This is a genomic window from Marinomonas sp. GJ51-14, assembly GCF_055808695.1.
This window is the reverse complement of the sequence record NZ_CM147879.1, coordinates 2204496-2225433: the sequence shown is the minus strand read 5'-3', so window position 1 is coordinate 2225433 and position 20938 is coordinate 2204496. Positions and strand designations below refer to the sequence as shown.

Genomic DNA, 20938 nt, shown 5'->3' with positions numbered 1-20938 from the left:
CTCTAACCCTCTAAACGTTCTCACTATCACTCGGCAAATCTTTTTTTGCCATCAAGTTCACCCAGTCAATAACATTTTTATCAAACTCAGCCTTATCACCTTCTGAAATCGATTGGGTGGTTGGTATATCTGTTGTCATGGGGTTAACTGGACGACCTCTAATATGCAGCTCATAATGTAAATGCGCACCTGTCGTACGACCTGTATTGCCAGATAACGCAATAACCTGACCACGTTTAACTTGCTGACCTTTTTTTACCAGTATCTTACTCAAATGTAAAAAGCGTGCGCCATAAGGCCCCGTATAATCCATAACAATATAGCGACCTGCATACTTATGAGATTCCACACGAGTCACAACACCATCCCCAGTTGCTAGCACTTCTGTTCCAATAGGAGTTGCCAAATCAACACCATTATGAGGGGCTGGGCGACCAGTAATAGGGTGCAAACGATTAGCATTAAAAGAAGAGCTAATTCTGTAGTGTTTGCGTGTCGGCCAGCGCCGTAGTGCTGGCGTTAAGCTATTACCGTCTTGATCATAAAAGCGCCCATCAGAATGGAGGAAAGCACGGTAAGTTTCACCTTGCACTGTCATTTGCAATGCTTCTAATTGTGTTTCACCAATTCTCACCCCATCAATGCTGCCATTTTTTACAACCACATCAAAAGCATCATTAGCTCGAAGATCTTTGCGGAAATCCACTCGCCCTTTTAAAACATCGTGAATAAGTAAAATATTATTATCTGATAAACCCGCTTTCTTAGCTGAAACATAAAAATTTCCCACCACCTTGCTATGAATAGCACTTTGCTCATAGGTAATCGGCTTAATATCTTCTTCGTAGCTATAACCACCATTATCATGTAGTACATAAGACACACTTTTACTGATATCAATACGGCGAGTTAACTTTATCAATTCACCACTTTCATTAAGCTTAAAAGTATATTTGTCATCAGGTAATAAAGGATCAAGAACTAAATACTCTTGGTCCGCCTCCAGTACCGAATACATGGACTCTCTCGACAATCCAAAACGAGCAAATATTCTCGCTAAACTATCACCCGATTTAACAACATAATCGATAGAAGGAAGTGCTATGGAAACCTGCTCAACACTGTGAAGTGGGTTCGTTGTTACTAAAGAAGCATAGTCATTATCTTCATCTGAATTGGAGTTTGCTCTTGGCTTAACAACTAGATCACTATCATTTGGAAGAACATAGTCTTTAATTTCATGTGTTGGTGAAACAAGTGACTGATAAACAAACAGCAAAAGAAAAAAACGACAACGATTAAGGACAACCAAGCCCTCGGTCCTGTTGGCACAAAACGCGAGAGAAATTGTATAAACTGCATAAATAAAAAACTCGTTAAACAAAAAAATGGTTCAAGGTGAACCTAAGAAATGTGCACGACACCTCTGCACTCAACTTCCGACAAACACAAAACCATACTTTGTAATATATGCATTTCTTTTACCAGTATTGGTATGCAAGTATCTGTACTTCATACTTTTTTATGTACATTTTTATACAAAATCCATACAAAAAAATGATGGAAAATGAATTTTGACGGTAGAATACGGTATTTTCATGCTTAAAGAAATAGTTCACTTATTGAAAATAATCACCAAAAAACTCATCTTACTTCGCGACTAAGTACACACAAATGAATCAACGCTATTTTACGCGCCTCTCTAATTAGAGAACATCAAAACAAAACTATTGGACGCTCACGTTTACTCTAAGTAGTATAATGCATGTCTTGTTAATGGATTATATTCAAGCTCATGTCGAACTCGCCAATTTCGTCTTCTGGTTATCAGAACAGTACATTCCATTCTAGCGTTTCTAACCAAGAAAACGTTCAGGTTGATAATACCCAGAACAACTTACATAAAGAATTAGAATCATCCACTCCCCTTGTAGAAGAAACACCTTTGGCCATCAGTATTAATGGCATTGCTTATGCTGTGATGATGGTGACTCCCATTAATTTAGAAACCTTTGTCATCGGCTTTGTTTTAAGTGAAGGCATTATTGATCACCTTAACGAAATCCGAGACATAAATATTCAACATACAAATACACCTCCAAGTATAGATAGTATTAGTATTAACCTAGATATCAGCCCTCGTAGATTCGCTTTATTTAAACAAAAAAAACAAACTCATCTTGGTGCAACTGGGTGTGGTTTGTGTGGTGTAGAATCCTTAGCTCAAGCCATTCCAACACTTTCTAAATTAACGCCAAGCTCAGCCATCACTGAAAGTGCCTTAATCCCTTTACGTCATCGTCTTTCAGAACATCAGGTACTGGGAAACAAAACAGGTGCCATTCATGCAGCCTTGTTATTGTCACCACAAAATGAAGCAATTTGTTGCATGGAAGATATAGGTCGACATAACACACTCGATAAAATCATTGGCTATGCTCTGCAACACAATATTAATCTGCATAATCACACAGTATTGATGTCTAGTCGGTGTAGTACGGAATTAGTACAGAAAGCTGTCAGAGTCGGTTTATCTCGCCTTGTACATTTGGCATCACCAAGCACATTGGCGGTAAAACTAGCACGCTATTACGGGCTCACATTGATTCATTTACCTAAGAAAGATGCCCCAAGGGTATTCGCACCTTTCATCACATCAGAATAAAGAGGACAACGTTCATGAGCAAAAAAACAATAAATAAAGCAAATCGTTTTTATACTCCGTACAAAGGGCCTGCTGGTGGATGGGGCGCCCTAAAAAGTACAACAGAACACTGGCTAAAAAGTGAAAATGCTGTCCGTAATATTAATACATTGTTAAAAACCAATCAGCCTCATGGATTCGATTGCCCAGGGTGCGCTTGGGGTGAAAAACATGATCCAGCAAAGATACGCTTCTGCGAAAATGGTGCGAAAGCAGTCAACTGGGAAGCCACATCCAAGAAAGTTGATGCTGCCTTTATGAAAGAACACAGCGTTTCTTGGTTAGCATCACAAAGTGACTACTTTCTTGAATTCCAAGGACGTTTAACAGAGCCGCTTCGTTACAATCCAGAAACAGATCATTATGAAAGCATCTCTTGGGAAAACGCCTTTAAACAAATAGCAAACACACTTAAGGCTCAGAATAATCCAGACAATGTCGCTTTTTATACATCTGGACGAGCCAGTAACGAAGCCGCCTTTCTTTATCAACTATTTGCCCGCGCCTATGGCACGAATAACTTTCCAGATTGCTCAAATATGTGCCATGAAGCCAGTGGTTATGCCTTAACTAGCAGTATAGGAATCGGTAAAGGGACAGTCGAGATAGAAGACTTTGAACGTGCAGATGCTGTTTTTGTGTTTGGCCAAAACCCTGGAACCAATCACCCTCGTATGTTAGAAACCTTAAAAGAGGTAGTACATCGTGGCGGACAATTATTAAGTTTCAATACTTTACGGGAGCGTGGATTAGAACGTTTTCAAAACCCTCAAAATCCAATTGAAATGCTTACCAATGGTTCTCAACCAACTAACACAGGATATTTTTGCCCTAAAATTGGTGGCGATATGGCCGTCGTTCGTGGTGTCGTCAAAGTACTGATCGATATGGAAGAAAAAGCTCAGCAAGAAGGCAAAGCCATTTTCGATCACGAGTTTATTGCACAACATACACAAGGTTTAGAAGCTTATCTACAACAGGTAAAAGAAACGCCTTGGTCACATATTCTTGAACAATCCGGCCTTACTAAAGAAGAAATTACTCACACTGCCAAGGTCTATGCCAAGGCTGAAAGTGTCATCATTACATGGGCAATGGGGATTACCCAGCATCACCATTCTGTACCAACCATTCATGAAATAGTAAACCTATTGGCATTACGTGGAAACTTAGGCAAACCTGGCGCTGGTGCTTGCCCAGTTCGAGGTCATAGTAACGTACAAGGTGATCGAACCATGGGCATTAATGAACGCCCTTCTCAAGCCTTCTTGGATGCCATAGAAAAACGTTTCAACTTCACACCACCACAAAGTCATGGTTTAGCTGTGGTTGATACTATACGAGCTATGCGAGATGGAAACGTCGGTGTTTTTATTGCTCTAGGTGGTAATTTTGCCGCAGCAACACCAGACACACAAACCACAGAAGAAGCACTTAAGCGCTGTGAACTCACAGTACAAATCAGTACAAAGCTCAATCGCTCTCACCTTATTATGGGCAAAGAAGCAATTATATTACCTTGCCTTGGTCGTACCGATGTTGACCACCAAGCTACAGGCCAGCAAAAAGTCACTGTAGAAGACTCCTTTAGTATGATTCATGCTTCGGGGGGTGTATTGGAGCCATTAAGCTCCGAGCAAAAATCTGAGCCAGCTATTATTGCTGAAATGGCAGCGGCCACTTTAGGTAAATTTCCAATTGATTGGATGGAAGCGGTAAGCGATTACGACATCATTCGAGGTTATATCGCTGATGTTGTACCAGGCTTCCAAGGCTTTAATCAACGAATTTTACAAGATGGTGGTTTTTACCTTGGCAACAGTGCAAGAGAACGAAACTGGAAAACGCCAGCAGGCAAAGCGATTTTACATAATCATGTATTACCAAAATCAATTTTGCCAGAACGTACACAAGATTTGTTATCTGATAAAACACTAATACTTCAAACCTTACGATCACATGATCAATACAACACCACAATCTATGGTATGAATGATAGATACCGAGGCATCAAAGGCGAACGAAAAGTAGTTTTCATAAACCCTGCAGATATACAACGCCTAGGTTTTGAAGAAGGGCAAAGTATTAGTTTACGATCTATTTGGGATGATGGCGTAGAACGGAAAATAAATGGTTTCAAATTAGTACCTTATAGCATTCCAGCTGGCAACATTGCAGCCTACTACCCTGAGACCAACCTCTTAGTACCATTAGACAGTCTAGGTGAGTTCAGTAATACACCAACATCAAAAAGTATTGCAATTGAATTAGAAGCTTACGAAGAAACTAACGACAACATTAGCTTTTCAGCAGTTTGATTTAAAGAGGATGATAACGAAGAAAATTGCTCAATTTTCAAGAAATATGGACGAATTGAGCAATTTATGCTTTTATAAAGAATAGAATAATAATTAAAAACATCTTAATAAAAGGAATATTTATGGAAGATTTTATATTAATAGACTTTCTTCTTTTGACTGCTTTAGCTATTACTGTTGGCAGCTTTTTAGTCATTAGTAGTAAACGGGTTATTGAAATTTGCTCTGAGTCAAAACAAGACAAGCTATAAATACAAAGCTTTGATCTTATTTATTTAAGTAAACTAGCAGACACACCTGAATACAAATAATGACTGCTAGTTTTAATTATTTAGTTCACAATTTTATTGGAAAATTGTCCTACCGCATCAACTACTCGCTGTGCACCATCTTGAATTTCTACAATCACATCACCCGCTTCATTCGATAAACTCAAGCCCTGCTCTGCTTGTTCTTTACCTTTATTAATCAAAGCGACAGCCTTTTCTGCAAGTTCTTGATTCTGTAATACAACACCAACAATTTCTTCCGTTGCTTCACTTGTACGCGATGCCAGCTGCCTCACTTCATCTGCCACAACAGCAAAGCCTCGCCCTTGCTCACCCGCTCGTGCAGCTTCAATGGCAGCATTTAAAGCCAATAAGTTTGTTTGATCCGCAATACCTTGAATACTTTGAATAATAGAACCAACCAATTGTGACTGCTTATCAAGCTTAGAAATACCTTCTGCAGCTTGTGCCATTTGATCTGATAATTGATGCATCACAGACACGGTTTCTTTAACGACTTCACTGCCCTTTTTAGCACTGCTATCCGTTTGTTGTGAAGTTTTAAATGCGATGTCTGCAGCTTCAGATACCGCCGATTCTCGACTCACTTGCTCTGTAACAATAGTGGCAAACTTCACTACTTTATAAAGACGACCATGTATATCAGATATGGGATTGTAAGAAGCTTCAAGCCACACAATATTGCCTCGACTATCGAATCTCTTAAACCGCTCAGCAACAAATTGGCCTTGATTCAAATTCTCCCAAAATAGGGAATATTCCGGTGATTTGTATTCTTCTTCTGCACAAAAAATTCGATGGTGCTTGCCTTTAATTTGATCCAGCTGATAACCCATACCACTCAAAAAAAGCGCATTTGCCGTTAAAACATGACCAGACATATCAAACTCAATCACCGCAGTAGATCGCTGTAATGCCGCTATGATGTTTTGATCTTCTCTAGAGCTTGTTATGGTTCGAGTTAAATCATTGCAATGAAGGGAAAACTCTTTAATTTGATTAGTAGAGCCAGACAATATTGGTTGAAAAATAGTCCTTAACCAAACTTCCTGACCATTTTCTTTTTCAATTTCAATAGCACCAGCCCAATGTTTCTCCTCTTTCAGTGCATTCAATAAAGCTTTGTAATGGTTAGTTTGACGTGAATAAGAAGGAGTGAGATCGGCCAGCTTTTTACCAATAAGATAATCTTCTTTTACGCCAAGTTCATCCATAAACTTTGTATTAATCGATTTTATTACACCGTCAGGGCTCAACTTCATTACCAGCATTTCTTGCTCTAAACTTTCTCTAACCTGATTGAGCGAATACAAATTTTCTTTTAAAAGACTACACTCTTTTTTAAAAGCACTATTGAACATACCGATCTCCTGAAATCCTTGGTCTAAAGTTTATTCCATAAGAAAAAATACGCTTAAACTGCTTTTACGATCCATTCATTATTAAAAATGATTTTCAACGTATACAAAGCCGTACAAAGTTTTATGAAAGTAATTGATCAAGTCTAGACTAAATCAACATTTAGTCAGTTCAGATTATCGAGTTCTGTGAATATTTTTGTTAACTCATTGTGTAAAAGTGTATCTAATTTTGAGATATCAATAGAAGAAAGACAGCGTTCAATTTCTTGCTCATCTTTAGAGCTTTTTAGTAATTGTTCTACCAAGTCTAATTGGCCTGAAAAGTGTAATAACCCCATCGTTAAAGAAGCACCTTTTAAAGTATGAATGCTCTCACGTGTTTTAATTTTGTCCTGTGTATTTGCAGCCTTTTCAATTGTTTTCAATAACTCTTGTGATTCGATTAAGAAACCATCTACAACATTTTTAAATAAATCGATACTCCCACCAAATCGATTAACAATTGATTGAATGTCTTCATGTTTTTCAAGAGTGCTATTTGCCAAATCTTGCGCTATTAATTTCATTTCACTATCAAGACCATTAGTATCATTCGCTTTTGCAACTGGATTCACATATTTTAAAATACAGGAAATCATTTGATCGATATCCAAAGGTTTACCAATGTGGTCATTCATACCAGCCTGAAAGCATAATTGTCGATCTGCTTCAGAAACATTCGCAGTCATTGCGACAATAGGCAAGGAGTCAAATCGAGTATCTTGTCTAATCTGTCTTGTTGCTTCTAAACCATCAACATCTGGCATCTGCATATCCATTAGAACCAAATCAAATGTATCTACTTCATTATCAACAACCGCTGCCACACCATCTAAACCACCACCAGCAACCGTAACAATAGCGCCTTCAGCGGCTAATAATTCTGTTGCTACCTGTTGATTAAAAGCATTATCTTCAACCAATAATAGTTTTATCCCTGTTAAACTGGCCTCATCCTTCCATGCTCCACTTTTCTTATCTAGTAAATTTTCATCGTTTGATAATGCTTTATATACTGTTTCTGAGAGACGACTTAATGTCAGAGGTTTCAATAAATAATCTGAAATAAAATCTAAAGCATCATTTATTTTTCCATTCGAGGCATTCGCTAATAAAATTATTTTAGGAGGAATGACAGAAGGATCAAAACTTGTCTGCATTTTTTCCAAACTATTACGACCATCAAAATCTGTTATTTTTATATCCAATAAAAGAATATCAAACGAACGTCCTTCTTTATTCTCTTCATTTATTATATTGATAATCTGCTGGAAGTTACCCGCCTTTTGACAAAACCAACCAAGGTTCAAAGCCATACGGGCTATAATAACCTGAGAAGCTGAGTTACTTTCCACAACCAACACTCTTACAGGTTTTCTTAACTGTCTTACTTGGGTGTTTTCATTGGCTGGTGTTTCTGCAATTGGTAAATCGATAGTAAAGAAAAAACGACTACCTTCATCAAGGGTACTTTCAATAGATAATTCGCCGCCCATTAACTCTACAAAACGTCGACAAATCACTAGCCCCAAACCAGACCCTCCAAAACGTCGAGCCGTTGAAGATTCCGCCTGAGAAAACACTTCAAAAATAGACTCTAATTGATCTTTTGAGATACCAATACCTGTATCATTTACTGAAACACTAAGACGAGAAATATCAGCAGAAGGAGAAGGAAGCTGTTTAATTTCTAAAACCACATTACCTTCTAATGTGAATTTCACCGCATTGCTTACCAAATTAATCAGAACTTGAAGCAGACGTAATTTGTCACCGATCAAATAAGCAGGAATATCTTTATCTACATCAAAAATCAACTCCACGTTATTGCTTAAAGAGCTCCCTGATAACACAGTGGAAAGTTCATACAATAAAGATTCAACTTCAAAGGGAACGCTTTCTAATTTTAGTTTACCTGCATCTACTTTTGAGAAATCTAAAATATCATTAATTAGACCAAGCAAGGATTTCGCCGAGATTTGTGCCTTAGAAATATAGTCATCCTGTTGATGAGTTAGCTCTGTTCTTTTAGCCAAATGCAACATACCCAAGATGGCATTCATTGGTGTACGAATTTCATGACTCATATTAGCCAAAAAGCTAGATTTAGACGCACTCGCGGCATCCGCCTGATTTTTTGCCTCACGTAACCAAGTCTCAAGCTCTCGCTCAGAAGTAACATCTTGATTAACCCCGGTAACTCTAATGGCATTCCCATTTCCATCTTGCTCAATATAAGCATCAGCTTTAATGTAGCGAATACTCTCATCAGGTAAAACTATACGGAAAACATCGCTATATGATTCGCCATTTTCCATGTTTTTACTTAATTGTGATATTGCGTCTTCTTTTTCTTCAGGGTGTAATCGATCACTCCAATGTTCAAAAAACACACCTTGACCCTTTAATGAAAATGGATACTGATAGATGTCAAACATAATATCGTTCCACTCCAAAGCTCCTGATTCGAGATGCCAACTCCACACCCCCAGTCTCGCGGCTTTTGTAGCAATGAGTAACTGATCCCGTGCAGACTCTAAAGCTTTCTGATTATTTTTTTGCTCGGTAATATCCATGGCCATACCTAAAAAACCAATGATTTGGCCATCATTACTTTTCATCGGTGTAATCACCAAAGAGACTGGGCACGTTTTCCCGTACTTATCTCTATACGTCCACTCCTTACTCTCATAATCATCAGTATTAGCAGTGAAAAGCAACACCTCCATATCACCTGAAATATAAGAGCCAGTTGTCTCCAATATTGACTCCCGTCGATGGTTTATTTCATCAGTATCATGAAAAGCAGCAGGTGTTAATCGACCAATCACCTCTTCCGCCGAGTAACCAAGCATTCGCTGTGCACCACTATTAAAGAGCTTAATAATGCCATCTGTATCAGTCGCTATAATGGATATTTCAGAAGAGGCTTTGAGAACATCATTCAAAAGAAGGTTAAGCTCTTGGAGCTCCAATGTTCTGGTCTTAACTTGGCTTTCCAAATTGGTATTAAGGTCGCGAATTTTAGCTTCCGACTTTTTACGCTCAGAAATATCACGTACACTTTTTGATATTCCAATCACAGTATGATGATTGTCAAAAATCGGAGACAAGGTGAGTGCAACAGGTACATCGGACCCAGATTTGGTTTTTCGTCGGGTCTCAATTAAAAGCGATTCTTTTTTATCACGAACAGAAGCTAATGCAGATTGATCTTCCTCGATAAGATCTGCAGGTACCAATAAATCCGATGCTGTTTTGCCGATCGCCTCTTCTCTTGTATAGCCAAAAATATGTTCTGCACCTTTATTCCAACTAACAATAATACCCTTTAAATTTTTACTAATTATGCCATCTGCTGAACTCTCAACCACGGCCGTAATTCGAGATTGATACGTGATCACTTCTTGCTTTCTGGCCATATTCACACGAACCATAGCAACAAGCACTGTACCTAAAAAGGTGATAAGAATTCCCGTTAACAGAACAATAAAAGGATTAGATAGTTGTAAGTCTTCAATAAATGCAGCCGTTACACTGAATCGACTTTCCCAGTGTCTACCATATAAAAATGTGGATTGAATATGCTCGTAGTGGCGATCATTTAAATCACCACTATCATAGAAACGGACTTTATCATCCAGGTTGGTAATATCAAAAAGTTCATAATGAACCTTGGCTGCATCCAGGTCCAATTCACTCAACATGTCTTCCATCAATAGCGCAGCATAACTCCAACCAAAGCCGGCCTTTTCCCGTTCAAGCAATGAGCTTGGTGTTTTACCGCCTCGATAAATAGGCATCAAAATCAAAACCGACTGCTGCGCCTGACCGGAAGCTTGTACCAAAGTAATAGGCCCGGTAATTTGAACTTCACCAGTGCGCAAAGCTGCGCTTGCGGCTTCACGACGGTTTTTTTCTGATGCTATATCCAAACCGATCGCCTGAGCATTAGTCTCAAATGGTTCAATAAATTGAATAAGATATCGCTCTGAAAAATTGGAAGAAAGCTCTTTGATTTGAAAGTCAGGCCAACCACTTTGTCGAATGGTTTGCAGTAAAGGTTCAACTTGATCGATCGGCACCCGACGAATAAAGCCAAAACCTCTTGCCCCTGGAAACTCAATTTCTAGATCGCGGGTTAAACTGTATTGACGAAATACCTCTCTAGAAACATCACTTTCCCCAGCAGTTAAAACAACGCCTCTTGCTCCTCTTAAACCGTATTGGTAAGTTTGAACCCGAGCAACAACCTCTTTAAATATTTTTTGTGAAGCTTGGTTAACCGCTTGAACAATGCGCTCTTCATTATTGAGTTTAATTTGATAAGAAAAGAGACACGTCACCAGCACGCCTAAAAACAGAGTTAATATCACCCATCGGGTGTAGATATTCTTAGACTGTACTTTATTCACTTTTGCCTCCGAGCAAACTTTCTCTTCAATTTTACCTTGAAGACAGGGGGAGTATGTTTTCGCCCTATTAAATTAATTATAAGTGTAGACGAATGAACAATTTATAACGTCATATTGAATGATAAATAATAAAAAGCTAACAATAATTTCAATTTTTTACTCAAGGCATTACCATGGAAACAGTCGCTTCCCATAGCCCATACACAAGACCAACAAAACACATTTAAACCTGAAATTAGGTTTCCTTGCCTCACATCAAAGCCTATTATGGAATTTAAGCAAAAAAATATTTTTTGGGTTATAACTAGGGATCACTTCTAACCAAACGACAGGAACGCGTTTATGAAAGTTGCCGTTTTTTCTTGTAAGCCTTATGACAAAAGAACTCTTTCCGCCCATGCTGAAAAAAATTCAATAGAAGGTAATGCCATAGACAGTGCCACTCTATCAATGTCCTACTTTGAAAGTCGATTAAGCATGGAAACGATCAGTCTAGTGAAAGGCTTTGATGCGGTTTCTTGTTTTGTAAACGATGATGTTAACGCTCAGGTAATTCATTGTTTGAAACAACAAGGCGTCAATACCATTGCATTACGTTGTGCAGGATTTAATAATGTTGATTTAGACGCTGCAAAAAAAGAAGGTGTAAAAGTCTTTCACGTACCTGACTACAGCCCTACGTCAGTAGCAGAACACGCTGTTGCACTAATTATGACGCTCAATAGAAAGACTCATAGGGCCTACCACAGAGTCAAAGAAGGCAACTTTGCCCTAGAAGGATTGCTTGGCTTTAACTTAGAAGGCAGAACCGTTGGTTGTATTGGCACAGGACGCATTGGTGCTGCATTTTGCCGAATCATGAAAGGTTTCGGATGCAAGGTACTCTGTTATGACTTATACCCATCACAAGAATTAATTGACCAAGGTTGCCAATACCTTTCATTAGATGAACTCTACCAACAAAGTGATATCATCAGCCTACATTGTCCATTGAATGAATCTACTCATCATTTAATCAACAAAGACAGTTTGCAAAAAATGAAAGACGGCGTGATGATAATCAACACCAGCCGTGGAGCATTAGTTCATGCACAAGAAGCTATTGATGCACTCTATAGCAAAAAGATTGGTTATTTAGGTCTAGACGTATATGAACAAGAAAATAAGATTTTCTTTGAAGACATGTCTTCTCATATTATTCAGGACAGTGTTTTTCAGCTCATGCTCACCTTCCCAAATGTCGTGGTAACAGGGCACCAAGGTTACTTCACAGACGAAGCGCTGAATCACATAGCAGAAACAACTATAGACAATCTACTTCACCACCAAAATGAAGAAAGCTACAAGCGACAACTCGCATAATTTTTGTCTTGTAACCTAAAACTCAGGCAGTAATTTAAAAGACATCTAATACTTCATTAGATGTCTTTTTTATTTCAACGATACAAGACAAGATCAACAAATTGTCATCTTCATCACGTATAATTTAATCAAGTTTGAATAAATAAAAAGGAATGGCAGCACAATGAATCTCGACAACGCTTCTCAAAACCGACTCATCGATATCGTTCGACGTGCAGGGCAAGAAATCGTCATGCCAAACTTTCGACAACTTAATAACGAAGATGTAAAAACCAAAAGTAGTTTAAGCGACCTTGTCACCATTGCCGACAACGCTTGTGAAATCTTTATCACAAAAGAAATTCAACACTTTTTTCCTGACTGGTCCATTGTGGGAGAAGAAGCCACCGCCGATGATGCCTCCACCACAGACAAAATAGACAACACTGATACATGCGTTATTATCGATCCAATTGACGGCACATGGAACTACGCCCATGGTTTATCCGATTTTGGCATTATTCTCGCTGTCGTTGTAAAAGGCGAAACACGTTTTGGTCTACTTTATGATCCAGTCAATGACGACTGGATCTATGCAAACAAAGGCGAAGGTGCTTTCTTCCAACGCACATCGCTATCAGAAAGAGGTACTCAGCAAATTCCCGCACAGGCGCCACTCGCCTTACATATCAAGCCCGAAGTAAAAATGGAAAGACTGGCAGGCATCATGTCTATACACTCTTACTCTGGCGACAAACAAAAAGACTTCGCCATCAAAGCCACTCATTTTGCACGCATCAATAATCTGCCGTCTTGTCCTGCTTACCGCCAATTATCTCTTGGGCACTTTCACTTCAGCCTGACCTACAAAATGCTCCCATGGGACCACGCAGCAGGTGTTCTAATCTACACAGAAACTGGTGGTGTTTGCAGACTACTAGACGGCACAGAATACCGACCAGCTATGTTAGATGGAGAAATGCTCACCGCACAATCAGAAGAGCAATGGCAAACCATCGCTGAGCATTTTAGAAAATAATTAGCCTTATCTAATAACAAAAAACCGTTACTCTGGATCAACCAAAGTAACGGTTTTTTAGCTTTAAACCTATTTCTAGAAGATTATTTATTCATCGCTTTAATGTAAGAATCCAGCGTTTTTTGGCTTGCTGCTTTTAATGTCATGCCGTTTGGACCCGCACCAATATTGCTAAATTGTTTCGCTGGCTCACCGTGTTTTTCAAAGAATGCTAAGTTCTCAGAACCTGCTTCAAAAACCCATAAACGGCCATCTTCGATCTTTGTTGTAAAGCCATCTAAATCAAACCCTGATGCGAAAGCTCCCATGCTCAAAGACGCGCCCAACAATGCAGACATAATCACTTTAGATTTATTCATAACACACCTCATTTACTTGGATTGATAAAATTGATGAGGCTATATTGCGATACTTTTATGTCAGAAAGATTACAGAAAACAGTATGACATATATTTTTTCGTATATATTTTATTTCACATATTAAAGCCACTGAAAAGTTTCATATTTTCCTTTAAAACAGATCAGCACCCTTTCGAAACTATCTGTTAAACTAGCCAATATTGATCAATAAACTACACAGAATAAACACGGTTGGTTTCCCCAAACAAACCTAAGGAAAACAATGGACCCGATTCAGTTTTACAAATGCCTAGCAGACGAAACCCGTTTACGCAGTATGCTCCTGATTTATTTAGAAGACGAATTATGTGTATGCGAGTTAATGGTGGCATTAGATGAAAGTCAGCCAAAAGTATCGCGCCATCTTGCTTTATTAAGAAACTGCGGGCTCCTGACGGATCGTCGTCAAGGGCAATGGGTGTACTACAAACTCAATGCAGCACTACCAAAATGGGCGCTCACAGCGCTTGCAGAAACAGCAACGAACAACACCAAATTTATTAGTATTAATCAGCAACGACTTAACAATATGGGCGATCGCCCAGAGCGAACGGTTGCTTGCTGCTAATCAAAAACCAGCGTAAACACCTGCTAAAAAAAGAGCCGCCAACGAATACACTGAGTATGCATTGGCGGCTCTTTTTATCTTATCTAACAAGCATTCACTGATGCTAAATCAACAAGCTTCTCACCCTGGCTGAAATGTATTCAGACACCACAACCGTCGCCAAAATCACCAGAATAATCAAGGTCACTTGAGGCCACGCCAAGACATTCAACGAGGATGACAGGAACAAGCCAATGCCGCCCGCGCCAACCAAGCCCAATATGGTGGATTCTCGAATGTTAATGTCCCATCGGAAAATCGTGATGCCAAGAAAAGCAGGCAAAATTTGCGGGATAATCGCATAAACAATGATTTGAAAACGCGACGCGCCCGTCGACTCAATCGCTTCTACGCTGGTGCTGTTGATCTCTTCAATGCTTTCATACAGCAACTTCGCGACAAACCCGATCGACCTTAAACCGATCGCAATAATACCGGCCAAAATCCCCGGCCCTAAAATCGTTACCAATAACAAAGCCCAAATCAACGAATTGATAGAACGCGATGAGGCAATGATAAACAACGCAATCGGACGCACAAACTTTGTGGACGGCGTGGTATTTCGTGCGGCCAAGAAAGCAACAGGAAACGCCAGAATCACACCAAGCAGCGTGCCTAAAGTCGCGATATTCAAGGTGTCCCAAAGGGCTTTATACAGCTTATTGATGTACAACCATTCTGGTGGAAACATGCGATCGATTAAATCCGCCGCTTGCACAGGTGCGTCATAAACAAAAAACCAAATCGTGTCTTCCGTCATTTCCAACCAGCAAAAAACGGTCAGTAACACAATGGCAAACCAAAATCCCCAAACGATCCATGCTTTGCGCCTAGTATGACTTTCCCATACTAATTTTTGTTCTAACTCACCCATTTTCTTATCCATCCAGAAAGGTATTCACACGCCAACACAATAAGAATAATTAAAATGAGAATGGCACCCGCAGAATCGTATTCGTAACGATCAATCGAGGTATTCAAGGTCGCACCAATACCGCCTGCGCCAACAATGCCAATGACCGCCGATTCACGGAAGTTGATATCGAAGCGATAAAACGACAAACCAATCATGCGCGGCATCACCTGTGGCCAAATCGCGATGTGCATGCGTTGCAACCAAGACGCACCTGTTGAGGCGATGGCTTCCAATTGTTTTTTATCGATCTCTTCGATTTCTTCTGCGAGCAGTTTTCCTAGGAAACCAATCGTCGCATAGGTCAGCGTTAAGAAACCCGCAAAGGCTCCAAAACCAAAAAGCGCCACCAAAAAAATGGCCACAATCACTTCTTGCATAGAGCGAGAAATCGCAATAAAAGATCGACAAAACAGATAGATAGGTTTTGGAGAAATATTACGCGCCGCGCCCATTCCAAAAGGAACAGACAACAAAATCCCAACCACAGTTGAGGTCACCGTCATGGTTAAGCTTTCATAAATTCCCGAATAAATATCCGCCGCTCGACGAGTAAAATTAGGGTTCAAAAAGCCTTCGATAAAACGACCACCGCGCTCCAAACCTTCGTAAACCCGTTGCCAATTCACTTCAATGCTGCCAATACCGACAATCAAATACAGAAAAAAGGCGATCCAAAGCGCGATGCGCCAGCGTTTATCTGGCACAAGATAATGAGGCCTTTGCCAAGTTCGCATTAAGCGGCCTCCTCACTTTCCTGTTCATCGTCTTCATCGTCTGGCTTAACATCCGTCCAATCTTCGTCGCCATAAATGCGCGTCAGCACGTCTTCTGTTAATTCATCAGGCTTGCCGTCAAACACCACTTCGCCACCTTGCAGACCAATAATGCGATCCACAAACTGCATCGCCAACGGCACATCGTGAATGTTGATAATCGCCGATAAGGCTTTTTCACGGCAAATAGACTGAATCAAACGCATGATTTGACGAGACGTTTTTGGATCCAAACTTGCTGTTGGCTCATCCACCAGCAACAAACGAGGGTCTTGCGCCAAGGCTCTGGCAATCCCCACACGTTGGCGCTGACCACCAGACAATTCATCAGCACGCTTATTAGCGTGATCAATCAAGCCAACACGATCCAAATACTCAAAAGCATTATCAACGTCTTCTTGTGGATAACGACGTAAAAAAGAACGCCAAAAAGACAAATATCCCAATCGACCAGATAAGACGTTTTCCATCACACTCAGTCTTTCAACCAAAGCGTACTCTTGGAAAATCATCCCAATGTGACGACGTTGCTCGCGAATTTTGCTGGAAGACAAACTGCTCAAGCTCACACCATCAAGCTGGATATTGCCTTCACTTGGGTCGATTAGGCGGTTTACGCAACGAATCATGGTGGATTTACCGGCCCCACTCGGGCCGATAAGTCCAACAATTTCACCGTCAGGAACCTCAAAACTAATATCTTTTAAAACCCAAGGACCAGACTTATAACGCTTTTTTAAGTGTTCAATTTTAAGCACTGAAAGATCCTATCGGCAGTTGTATGAAACGCCGTTTGCGTCATCAATTTTACGAATCACATTCCAGTGTTGCTTAAAGGTAATTGGCAAGAACTGACCTTCTTTCGAGAACTCTTCTTTCAGCTTGCTACCTTCCCATTTGTAAGAGAAAAACGCTTCTTTGATTTTTTCTTGAAGCTCAGGCTTAAGGTTGTAAGCCACGCCGTAGCTTGTTGTTGGGAAAGTTTCAGATTTATAAATGGATTTTATTTGGCTGGCTTTCACAACGTCACGATCAATCATTCGATTCAATACAGAGTTTGCAACGGCCGCTGCTGGGTAATCTTTGTTTGCCACACCCAAAATAGAGTTGTCATGCTTACCAGAGAACTGAGGCTCGAAATCACGCTCAGGAATCAAATTAAAATCCGCTTTTAGAATCGCTGAAGGTGCTTTAAAGCCAGAGTTAGAGGTTTGAGACGTAAAGGCCAACTTGCTGCCTTTAATGTCTTTAGGAGAATTGATACCAGAATTTGGGTAAGTGATGATTTCCATCTCATAACCAAAAGAACCGTCTTCTGCCGCCATCATAGTGAATGGACGATAACCCGCACAGGCTACCGCTAATGGGTTAGAACCTGTGTTGAAACCGGCAATGTGAAGACGACCGGCGCGCATTGCTTCAATTTGCGCTGCGTTAGATTGTACTGGGAAGAAACGCACTTTCTTGCCTGTTACGTCTTCCATGTGCTCTAGGAATTCAGACCAAACATCCGCATAAACCGCTGGATCTTCTACTGGTGTATAGGCAAAAATCAAAGTACTAGGGTCGATTAACTTAGACTTATCTGTTGGAATATCAGCGATTAAATCTTTGTCTTTATCCGTGTAACGGCTGTCCAAAGAAAATTCTGCATTGGCTGCGCTTGCTGTAAACATTGACGCCAAAAGTACTGGGTATAACAGTTTCATAGTGTCGCTCCTGATTAAGTAATCACGAAACTCTACCTCTGCTTTATGACAGTTCAGTTAAAACATGCAAATAAACATATATAAGAAATCACCTTCTTTTCCATACAAAAAAGCGAATAACGCACGACGACAGCTAAACGGTATAAATTCAACAAAAAAAGAGCTTAGAGAAATCTCAACTCTTTTTTTAATCAGACATTTTTTCGATAATTTATAAACGCGCCTTACCTAAAACATTTATCAAAGATCCCATGTGACATACATTCATAAGGTTCACTGTATATCTTATCGATAGCCACAAAACTTATTTTTTATTAAATTATACCGAGGGTAAAATAACGCGGAAGGGTAATTCACTACCACAATTCTTGCAGCTGCTTGCTGTCGAGGTGTTCAACCAAATATAAGAATATCTCAAGCATAACCACACTTAAAAAATATATATTATTGAATTACTTCATTTGTACTCAATAAACTAAATTACCAAGGATGCTGAGCAAAGTATTGTTCCAAATGATCAATCAAGCCTCGCACTGTAGGCGGCAAATATTTTCTAGAAGAGTACAAGGCGTAGATGGTTAGGTCTTTTGGTTTCCATTCTGGCAATACATGGCACAAGCGGCCTTCTTTTATATAGCGGTTCACCAAATAAGTGGGTTGCAAGCTGATACCACCACCGTTCAAAGCCGCGTGTAACAAGACTGTTGCTTCGTTTGCAGTTAAGCGGCAGTCAACGTTAATGGACTCAAATAGATCTTTCTGAGATAAATGCCAAATGTGACGTTCGAAATTTTTATAGCCCAAGCAGTCATGTTTTTTTAAATCTTGTGGGTGATAAATCCCACCACTATCTTTTCCATATTTTTCAACCATTTTATTTAAATACACTGGCGATGCCACCAATACAGATTCGCATACAGCAATCGGTTTTCCTATTAAAGACGGGGCTGGATTGGAAGCGATGCGTATCGCAAGGTCGATGCTTTTTTCGGTCAGATCCGCAGCACCGTCTTCTAGATCGATGTCGATACGAACTTTAGGATACAGCTGCATAAAATTCTGAATTGCTGGCATCAACTGTGAAAAACCAAACGACATGCTAGTGGTTATCTTAATACCACCCGCAAATTTATTATCCGAATTCGCTAATGCCGTAATATTATCCGCTTGTTCGAGCCAAAGCTCGATGTCTTTAAGACAACTTTCACCTGCGCTAGTTAATGATATTTTACGTGTTGTACGGTGTAATAAACGTATTTCTAACCAATCCTCCATCGCCTCTATATAGCGTGTCACCATAGGACGAGACATATTCAGGCGATCCGCGGTACGAGAAAAACTGCGCGATTGCGCAACATCGATAAACACCTTGGCAGCTGTCACTCTGTCCATATTTCACCTTCAACTTGAACGATTTAAGAAACAATAATGCTCATTTTTGTGTATTTTTCCGAGCACGTCAATTCTCTATTATGACCACATGAATTAAACATTAGCTCTTTGGAGAGACAAAATGAAAAAACTGATTACATTCGCCGCTTCTGCTCTTATCGCTCATTCTGCTTTTGCTGCAGACAAAAAACCTTTAACACTAGATGTTTATAATGCTGTTCCTAGCAGCTTTAGTGTTAACTCAACAGTAGTGTATGGTGAAACAGAAGCTATGGTGATTGATGCGGGATTCACCAAAGCGGATGCATTGCGCATTGCGGCTAAAGTGTTGGATTCTAAAAAAGAACTAAAAACCATTTTTATTAGCCAAGCAGACCCTGATTATTACTTTGGTGCGGAAACATTGCACAACATTTTTCCAAAAGCAGACATCATCACTACTCCTGCTGTACAAAAGGTTATTGAAGAAAAAATGGCTGGAAAATTAGCTTTTTGGGGCCCTCAAATGGGCGCTAATGCACCATTAAATCCCATAGTCCCAGCGGCTTATACTAAGTCTACTTTGATGCTTGATGGCCAGACTATTGAGATTCGTGGCACTGAAGGTATTTTAGCTCATCGTCCTTACCTTTGGATTCCATCAAACAAAGCGATTTTGGGTAACGTCGCTATATTCGGTAACATGCATTTGTGGATGGCGGATGCGCAATCGGATGAGTCTCAAGCAGCTTGGCAAGCACAATTGAAAGAAATGCTTGCGCTTAAACCAACCACAGTAGTTCCTGGTCATATGACGCAAGGTACGGAGTTAACAGCAAACAACATTAACTTTTCTCTTAACTACATCACGGCGTTCCAAAAAGCGAAGAAAGACAGCAAAGACAGCGCGGAATTTATTAAAACAATGACAGCGAAATACCCAAATGCACAAGGTGCTTTGAACCTAAACATCGCAGCGAAAGTCCATAAAGGTGAAATGAAATGGTAAAAGTACATTATTTTTTCGACCCAATGTGTGGTTGGTGTTATGGAGCAACATCGTTAATTGGAATACTAGCAGAGATGACTGAGTTCGAAATTCATTACCACCCAGGTGGCATGATTCCGAAATGTGCGATTGATCCGTCTTTTAGACAGCACATTCTGCAGGCCGATAGTCAAATTGCCACTATGACCAAAGCCCACTTTGGTGATGCTTACAAAGCGAGAGTAGCAAACAATAGCGAGTTTGATCTTGACTCATACTTACCAACCCAAGCCTTTTTGGTTGGCATTGAGATGGGCATTGAACCGCATTTGATGCTGAAAACGATTCAAGAAGCGCATTACCAAGATGGTAAAGAACTGGATAAACCAGAAGCCTTACAAGCTTTAGCGGTTACGATAGGTCTGGATGAAGCCACTTGGAAAGTAAAAATGGCTGAAGCGACATCTACCATGATGGAAGAGATACAAGAAAGCCAAAAACTGATGGGGCAGTTACAGGTAAGCGGTTTTCCGACCTTGATCATGGAAAAAGATGGCCAGCTCGTTCGCTTACCTCACAGTTCTTACTACGGTAAGCCAACTGAATGGAAAACGTATTTAACATCTTTAATTTAACATTTTACATGAGCCAAAAAATCCCACTACCCT

16 protein-coding genes and 2 pseudogenes are annotated in these 20938 nt (G+C 39.9%); 8 read left to right on the top strand and 10 right to left on the bottom strand.

Annotated elements, in window-relative coordinates:
- Positions 1-10: 10 nt before the first annotated feature.
- Positions 11-1312 carry a peptidoglycan DD-metalloendopeptidase family protein gene (locus AC0L3Y_RS10705; protein ID WP_473462324.1) on the bottom strand — a complete coding sequence of 434 codons (1302 nt, stop codon included), beginning with the start codon at positions 1310-1312 and terminating at the stop codon, positions 11-13.
- Between the two features lie 483 nt (positions 1313-1795).
- On the opposite strand from AC0L3Y_RS10705, the gene fdhD reads away from it, so the two are divergent.
- From fdhD to AC0L3Y_RS10690, 3 genes are all read left to right on the top strand, one after another.
- Positions 1796-2665, top strand: coding sequence for a formate dehydrogenase accessory sulfurtransferase FdhD (gene fdhD / locus AC0L3Y_RS10700; RefSeq protein WP_473462319.1), 870 nt, complete (start codon positions 1796-1798; stop codon positions 2663-2665).
- Between the two features lie 14 nt (positions 2666-2679).
- Positions 2680-5022, top strand: coding sequence for an FdhF/YdeP family oxidoreductase (locus AC0L3Y_RS10695; RefSeq protein WP_473462314.1), 2343 nt, complete (start codon positions 2680-2682; stop codon positions 5020-5022).
- A 122-nt stretch (positions 5023-5144) separates the two neighbouring features.
- Positions 5145-5273, top strand: a complete 129-nt coding sequence (locus tag AC0L3Y_RS10690) for a hypothetical protein (RefSeq protein WP_473462311.1) — start codon at positions 5145-5147, stop codon at positions 5271-5273.
- Positions 5274-5353: 80 nt separating this feature from the next.
- Here the strand turns inward: AC0L3Y_RS10690 and AC0L3Y_RS10685 are convergent.
- From AC0L3Y_RS10685 to AC0L3Y_RS10675, 3 genes and pseudogenes are all read right to left on the bottom strand, one after another.
- A pseudogene (locus AC0L3Y_RS10685) lies at positions 5354-5791 on the bottom strand (methyl-accepting chemotaxis protein); the annotation flags it as partial.
- Between the two features lie 108 nt (positions 5792-5899).
- Positions 5900-6574, bottom strand: a pseudogene (locus AC0L3Y_RS10680) (PAS domain S-box protein); the annotation flags it as partial.
- A gap of 263 nt (positions 6575-6837) precedes the next feature.
- Positions 6838-11127, bottom strand: coding sequence for a PAS domain-containing hybrid sensor histidine kinase/response regulator (locus AC0L3Y_RS10675; protein ID WP_473462307.1), 4290 nt, complete (start codon positions 11125-11127; stop codon positions 6838-6840).
- Positions 11128-11469: 342 nt separating this feature from the next.
- Here AC0L3Y_RS10675 and AC0L3Y_RS10670 point away from each other — a divergent pair, with 342 nt between their 5' ends.
- Complete coding sequence (locus AC0L3Y_RS10670) at positions 11470-12489, top strand: 2-hydroxyacid dehydrogenase (protein ID WP_473462304.1); 1020 nt, start codon at positions 11470-11472, stop codon at positions 12487-12489.
- Between the two features lie 163 nt (positions 12490-12652).
- The gene (locus tag AC0L3Y_RS10665; RefSeq protein WP_473462301.1) at positions 12653-13507 is read left to right on the top strand and encodes an inositol monophosphatase family protein; all 855 of its coding nucleotides are present in this window, start codon (positions 12653-12655) and stop codon (positions 13505-13507) included.
- Positions 13508-13590: 83 nt separating this feature from the next.
- Here the strand turns inward: AC0L3Y_RS10665 and AC0L3Y_RS10660 are convergent, their stop codons facing one another.
- On the bottom strand, positions 13591-13866 hold the full coding sequence (locus AC0L3Y_RS10660) for a hypothetical protein (RefSeq protein ID WP_473462297.1): 276 nt from the start codon (positions 13864-13866) through the stop codon (positions 13591-13593).
- 263 nt (positions 13867-14129) lie between these two features.
- Between AC0L3Y_RS10660 and AC0L3Y_RS10655 the strand changes: the two genes are divergently transcribed.
- Complete coding sequence (locus AC0L3Y_RS10655) at positions 14130-14474, top strand: metalloregulator ArsR/SmtB family transcription factor (protein WP_473462293.1); 345 nt, start codon at positions 14130-14132, stop codon at positions 14472-14474.
- A 103-nt stretch (positions 14475-14577) separates the two neighbouring features.
- Here AC0L3Y_RS10655 and phnE (AC0L3Y_RS10650) read toward each other — a convergent pair whose 3' ends face one another.
- The 5 genes from phnE (AC0L3Y_RS10650) to AC0L3Y_RS10630 form a co-directional block, all read right to left on the bottom strand.
- A complete protein-coding gene (phnE, locus tag AC0L3Y_RS10650) occupies positions 14578-15387 on the bottom strand; it encodes a phosphonate ABC transporter, permease protein PhnE (protein ID WP_473462289.1) in 810 nt (269 codons plus the stop codon).
- Positions 15375-16163 (bottom strand): phosphonate ABC transporter, permease protein PhnE, encoded by a 789-nt coding sequence (gene phnE, locus AC0L3Y_RS10645; protein WP_473462285.1) that lies wholly within the window; start codon positions 16161-16163, stop codon positions 15375-15377. Before phnE (AC0L3Y_RS10645) ends, phnE (AC0L3Y_RS10650) begins: the two co-directional genes overlap by 13 nt.
- Positions 16163-16960: a phosphonate ABC transporter ATP-binding protein gene (gene phnC / locus AC0L3Y_RS10640; RefSeq protein ID WP_473462280.1), complete on the bottom strand. Its 798-nt coding sequence runs from the start codon at positions 16958-16960 to the stop codon at positions 16163-16165. The genes phnE (AC0L3Y_RS10645) and phnC overlap by 1 nt, the downstream gene beginning before the upstream one ends.
- A gap of 9 nt (positions 16961-16969) precedes the next feature.
- Entirely contained in the window at positions 16970-17911 is a 942-nt protein-coding gene (gene phnD, locus AC0L3Y_RS10635; RefSeq protein ID WP_473462277.1) for a phosphate/phosphite/phosphonate ABC transporter substrate-binding protein, read from the bottom strand.
- Positions 17912-18391: 480 nt separating this feature from the next.
- On the bottom strand, positions 18392-19303 hold the full coding sequence (locus AC0L3Y_RS10630) for a LysR family transcriptional regulator (RefSeq protein WP_473462273.1): 912 nt from the start codon (positions 19301-19303) through the stop codon (positions 18392-18394).
- Positions 19304-19424: 121 nt separating this feature from the next.
- Here AC0L3Y_RS10630 and AC0L3Y_RS10625 point away from each other — a divergent pair, with 121 nt between their 5' ends.
- The gene (locus AC0L3Y_RS10625; protein WP_473462268.1) at positions 19425-20291 is read left to right on the top strand and encodes an MBL fold metallo-hydrolase; all 867 of its coding nucleotides are present in this window, start codon (positions 19425-19427) and stop codon (positions 20289-20291) included.
- Entirely contained in the window at positions 20285-20905 is a 621-nt protein-coding gene (locus AC0L3Y_RS10620) for a DsbA family protein (RefSeq protein ID WP_473462265.1), read from the top strand. Before AC0L3Y_RS10625 ends, AC0L3Y_RS10620 begins: the two co-directional genes overlap by 7 nt.
- Positions 20906-20938: the final 33 nt, after the last annotated feature.

Excerpts from the sequence above, each read along its gene's own strand:
- AC0L3Y_RS10660 (WP_473462297.1), bottom strand. The coding sequence starts at position 13,866 with ATGAATAAATCTAAAGTGATTATGTCTGCATTGTTGGGCGCGTCTTTG.
- phnE (WP_473462285.1), bottom strand. The coding sequence starts at position 16,163 with ATGCGAACTTGGCAAAGGCCTCATTATCTTGTGCCAGATAAACGCTGG.
- AC0L3Y_RS10665 (WP_473462301.1), top strand. The coding sequence starts at position 12,653 with ATGAATCTCGACAACGCTTCTCAAAACCGACTCATCGATATCGTTCGA.
- AC0L3Y_RS10630 (WP_473462273.1), bottom strand. The coding sequence starts at position 19,303 with ATGGACAGAGTGACAGCTGCCAAGGTGTTTATCGATGTTGCGCAATCG.
- AC0L3Y_RS10670 (WP_473462304.1), top strand. The coding sequence starts at position 11,470 with ATGAAAGTTGCCGTTTTTTCTTGTAAGCCTTATGACAAAAGAACTCTT.
- AC0L3Y_RS10620 (WP_473462265.1), top strand. The coding sequence starts at position 20,285 with ATGGTAAAAGTACATTATTTTTTCGACCCAATGTGTGGTTGGTGTTAT.
- AC0L3Y_RS10695 (WP_473462314.1), top strand. The coding sequence starts at position 2,680 with ATGAGCAAAAAAACAATAAATAAAGCAAATCGTTTTTATACTCCGTAC.
- phnD (WP_473462277.1), bottom strand. The coding sequence starts at position 17,911 with ATGAAACTGTTATACCCAGTACTTTTGGCGTCAATGTTTACAGCAAGC.
- AC0L3Y_RS10625 (WP_473462268.1), top strand. The coding sequence starts at position 19,425 with ATGAAAAAACTGATTACATTCGCCGCTTCTGCTCTTATCGCTCATTCT.
- phnE (WP_473462289.1), bottom strand. The coding sequence starts at position 15,387 with ATGGGTGAGTTAGAACAAAAATTAGTATGGGAAAGTCATACTAGGCGC.
- AC0L3Y_RS10690 (WP_473462311.1), top strand. The coding sequence starts at position 5,145 with ATGGAAGATTTTATATTAATAGACTTTCTTCTTTTGACTGCTTTAGCT.
- AC0L3Y_RS10655 (WP_473462293.1), top strand. The coding sequence starts at position 14,130 with ATGGACCCGATTCAGTTTTACAAATGCCTAGCAGACGAAACCCGTTTA.
- fdhD (WP_473462319.1), top strand. The coding sequence starts at position 1,796 with ATGTCGAACTCGCCAATTTCGTCTTCTGGTTATCAGAACAGTACATTC.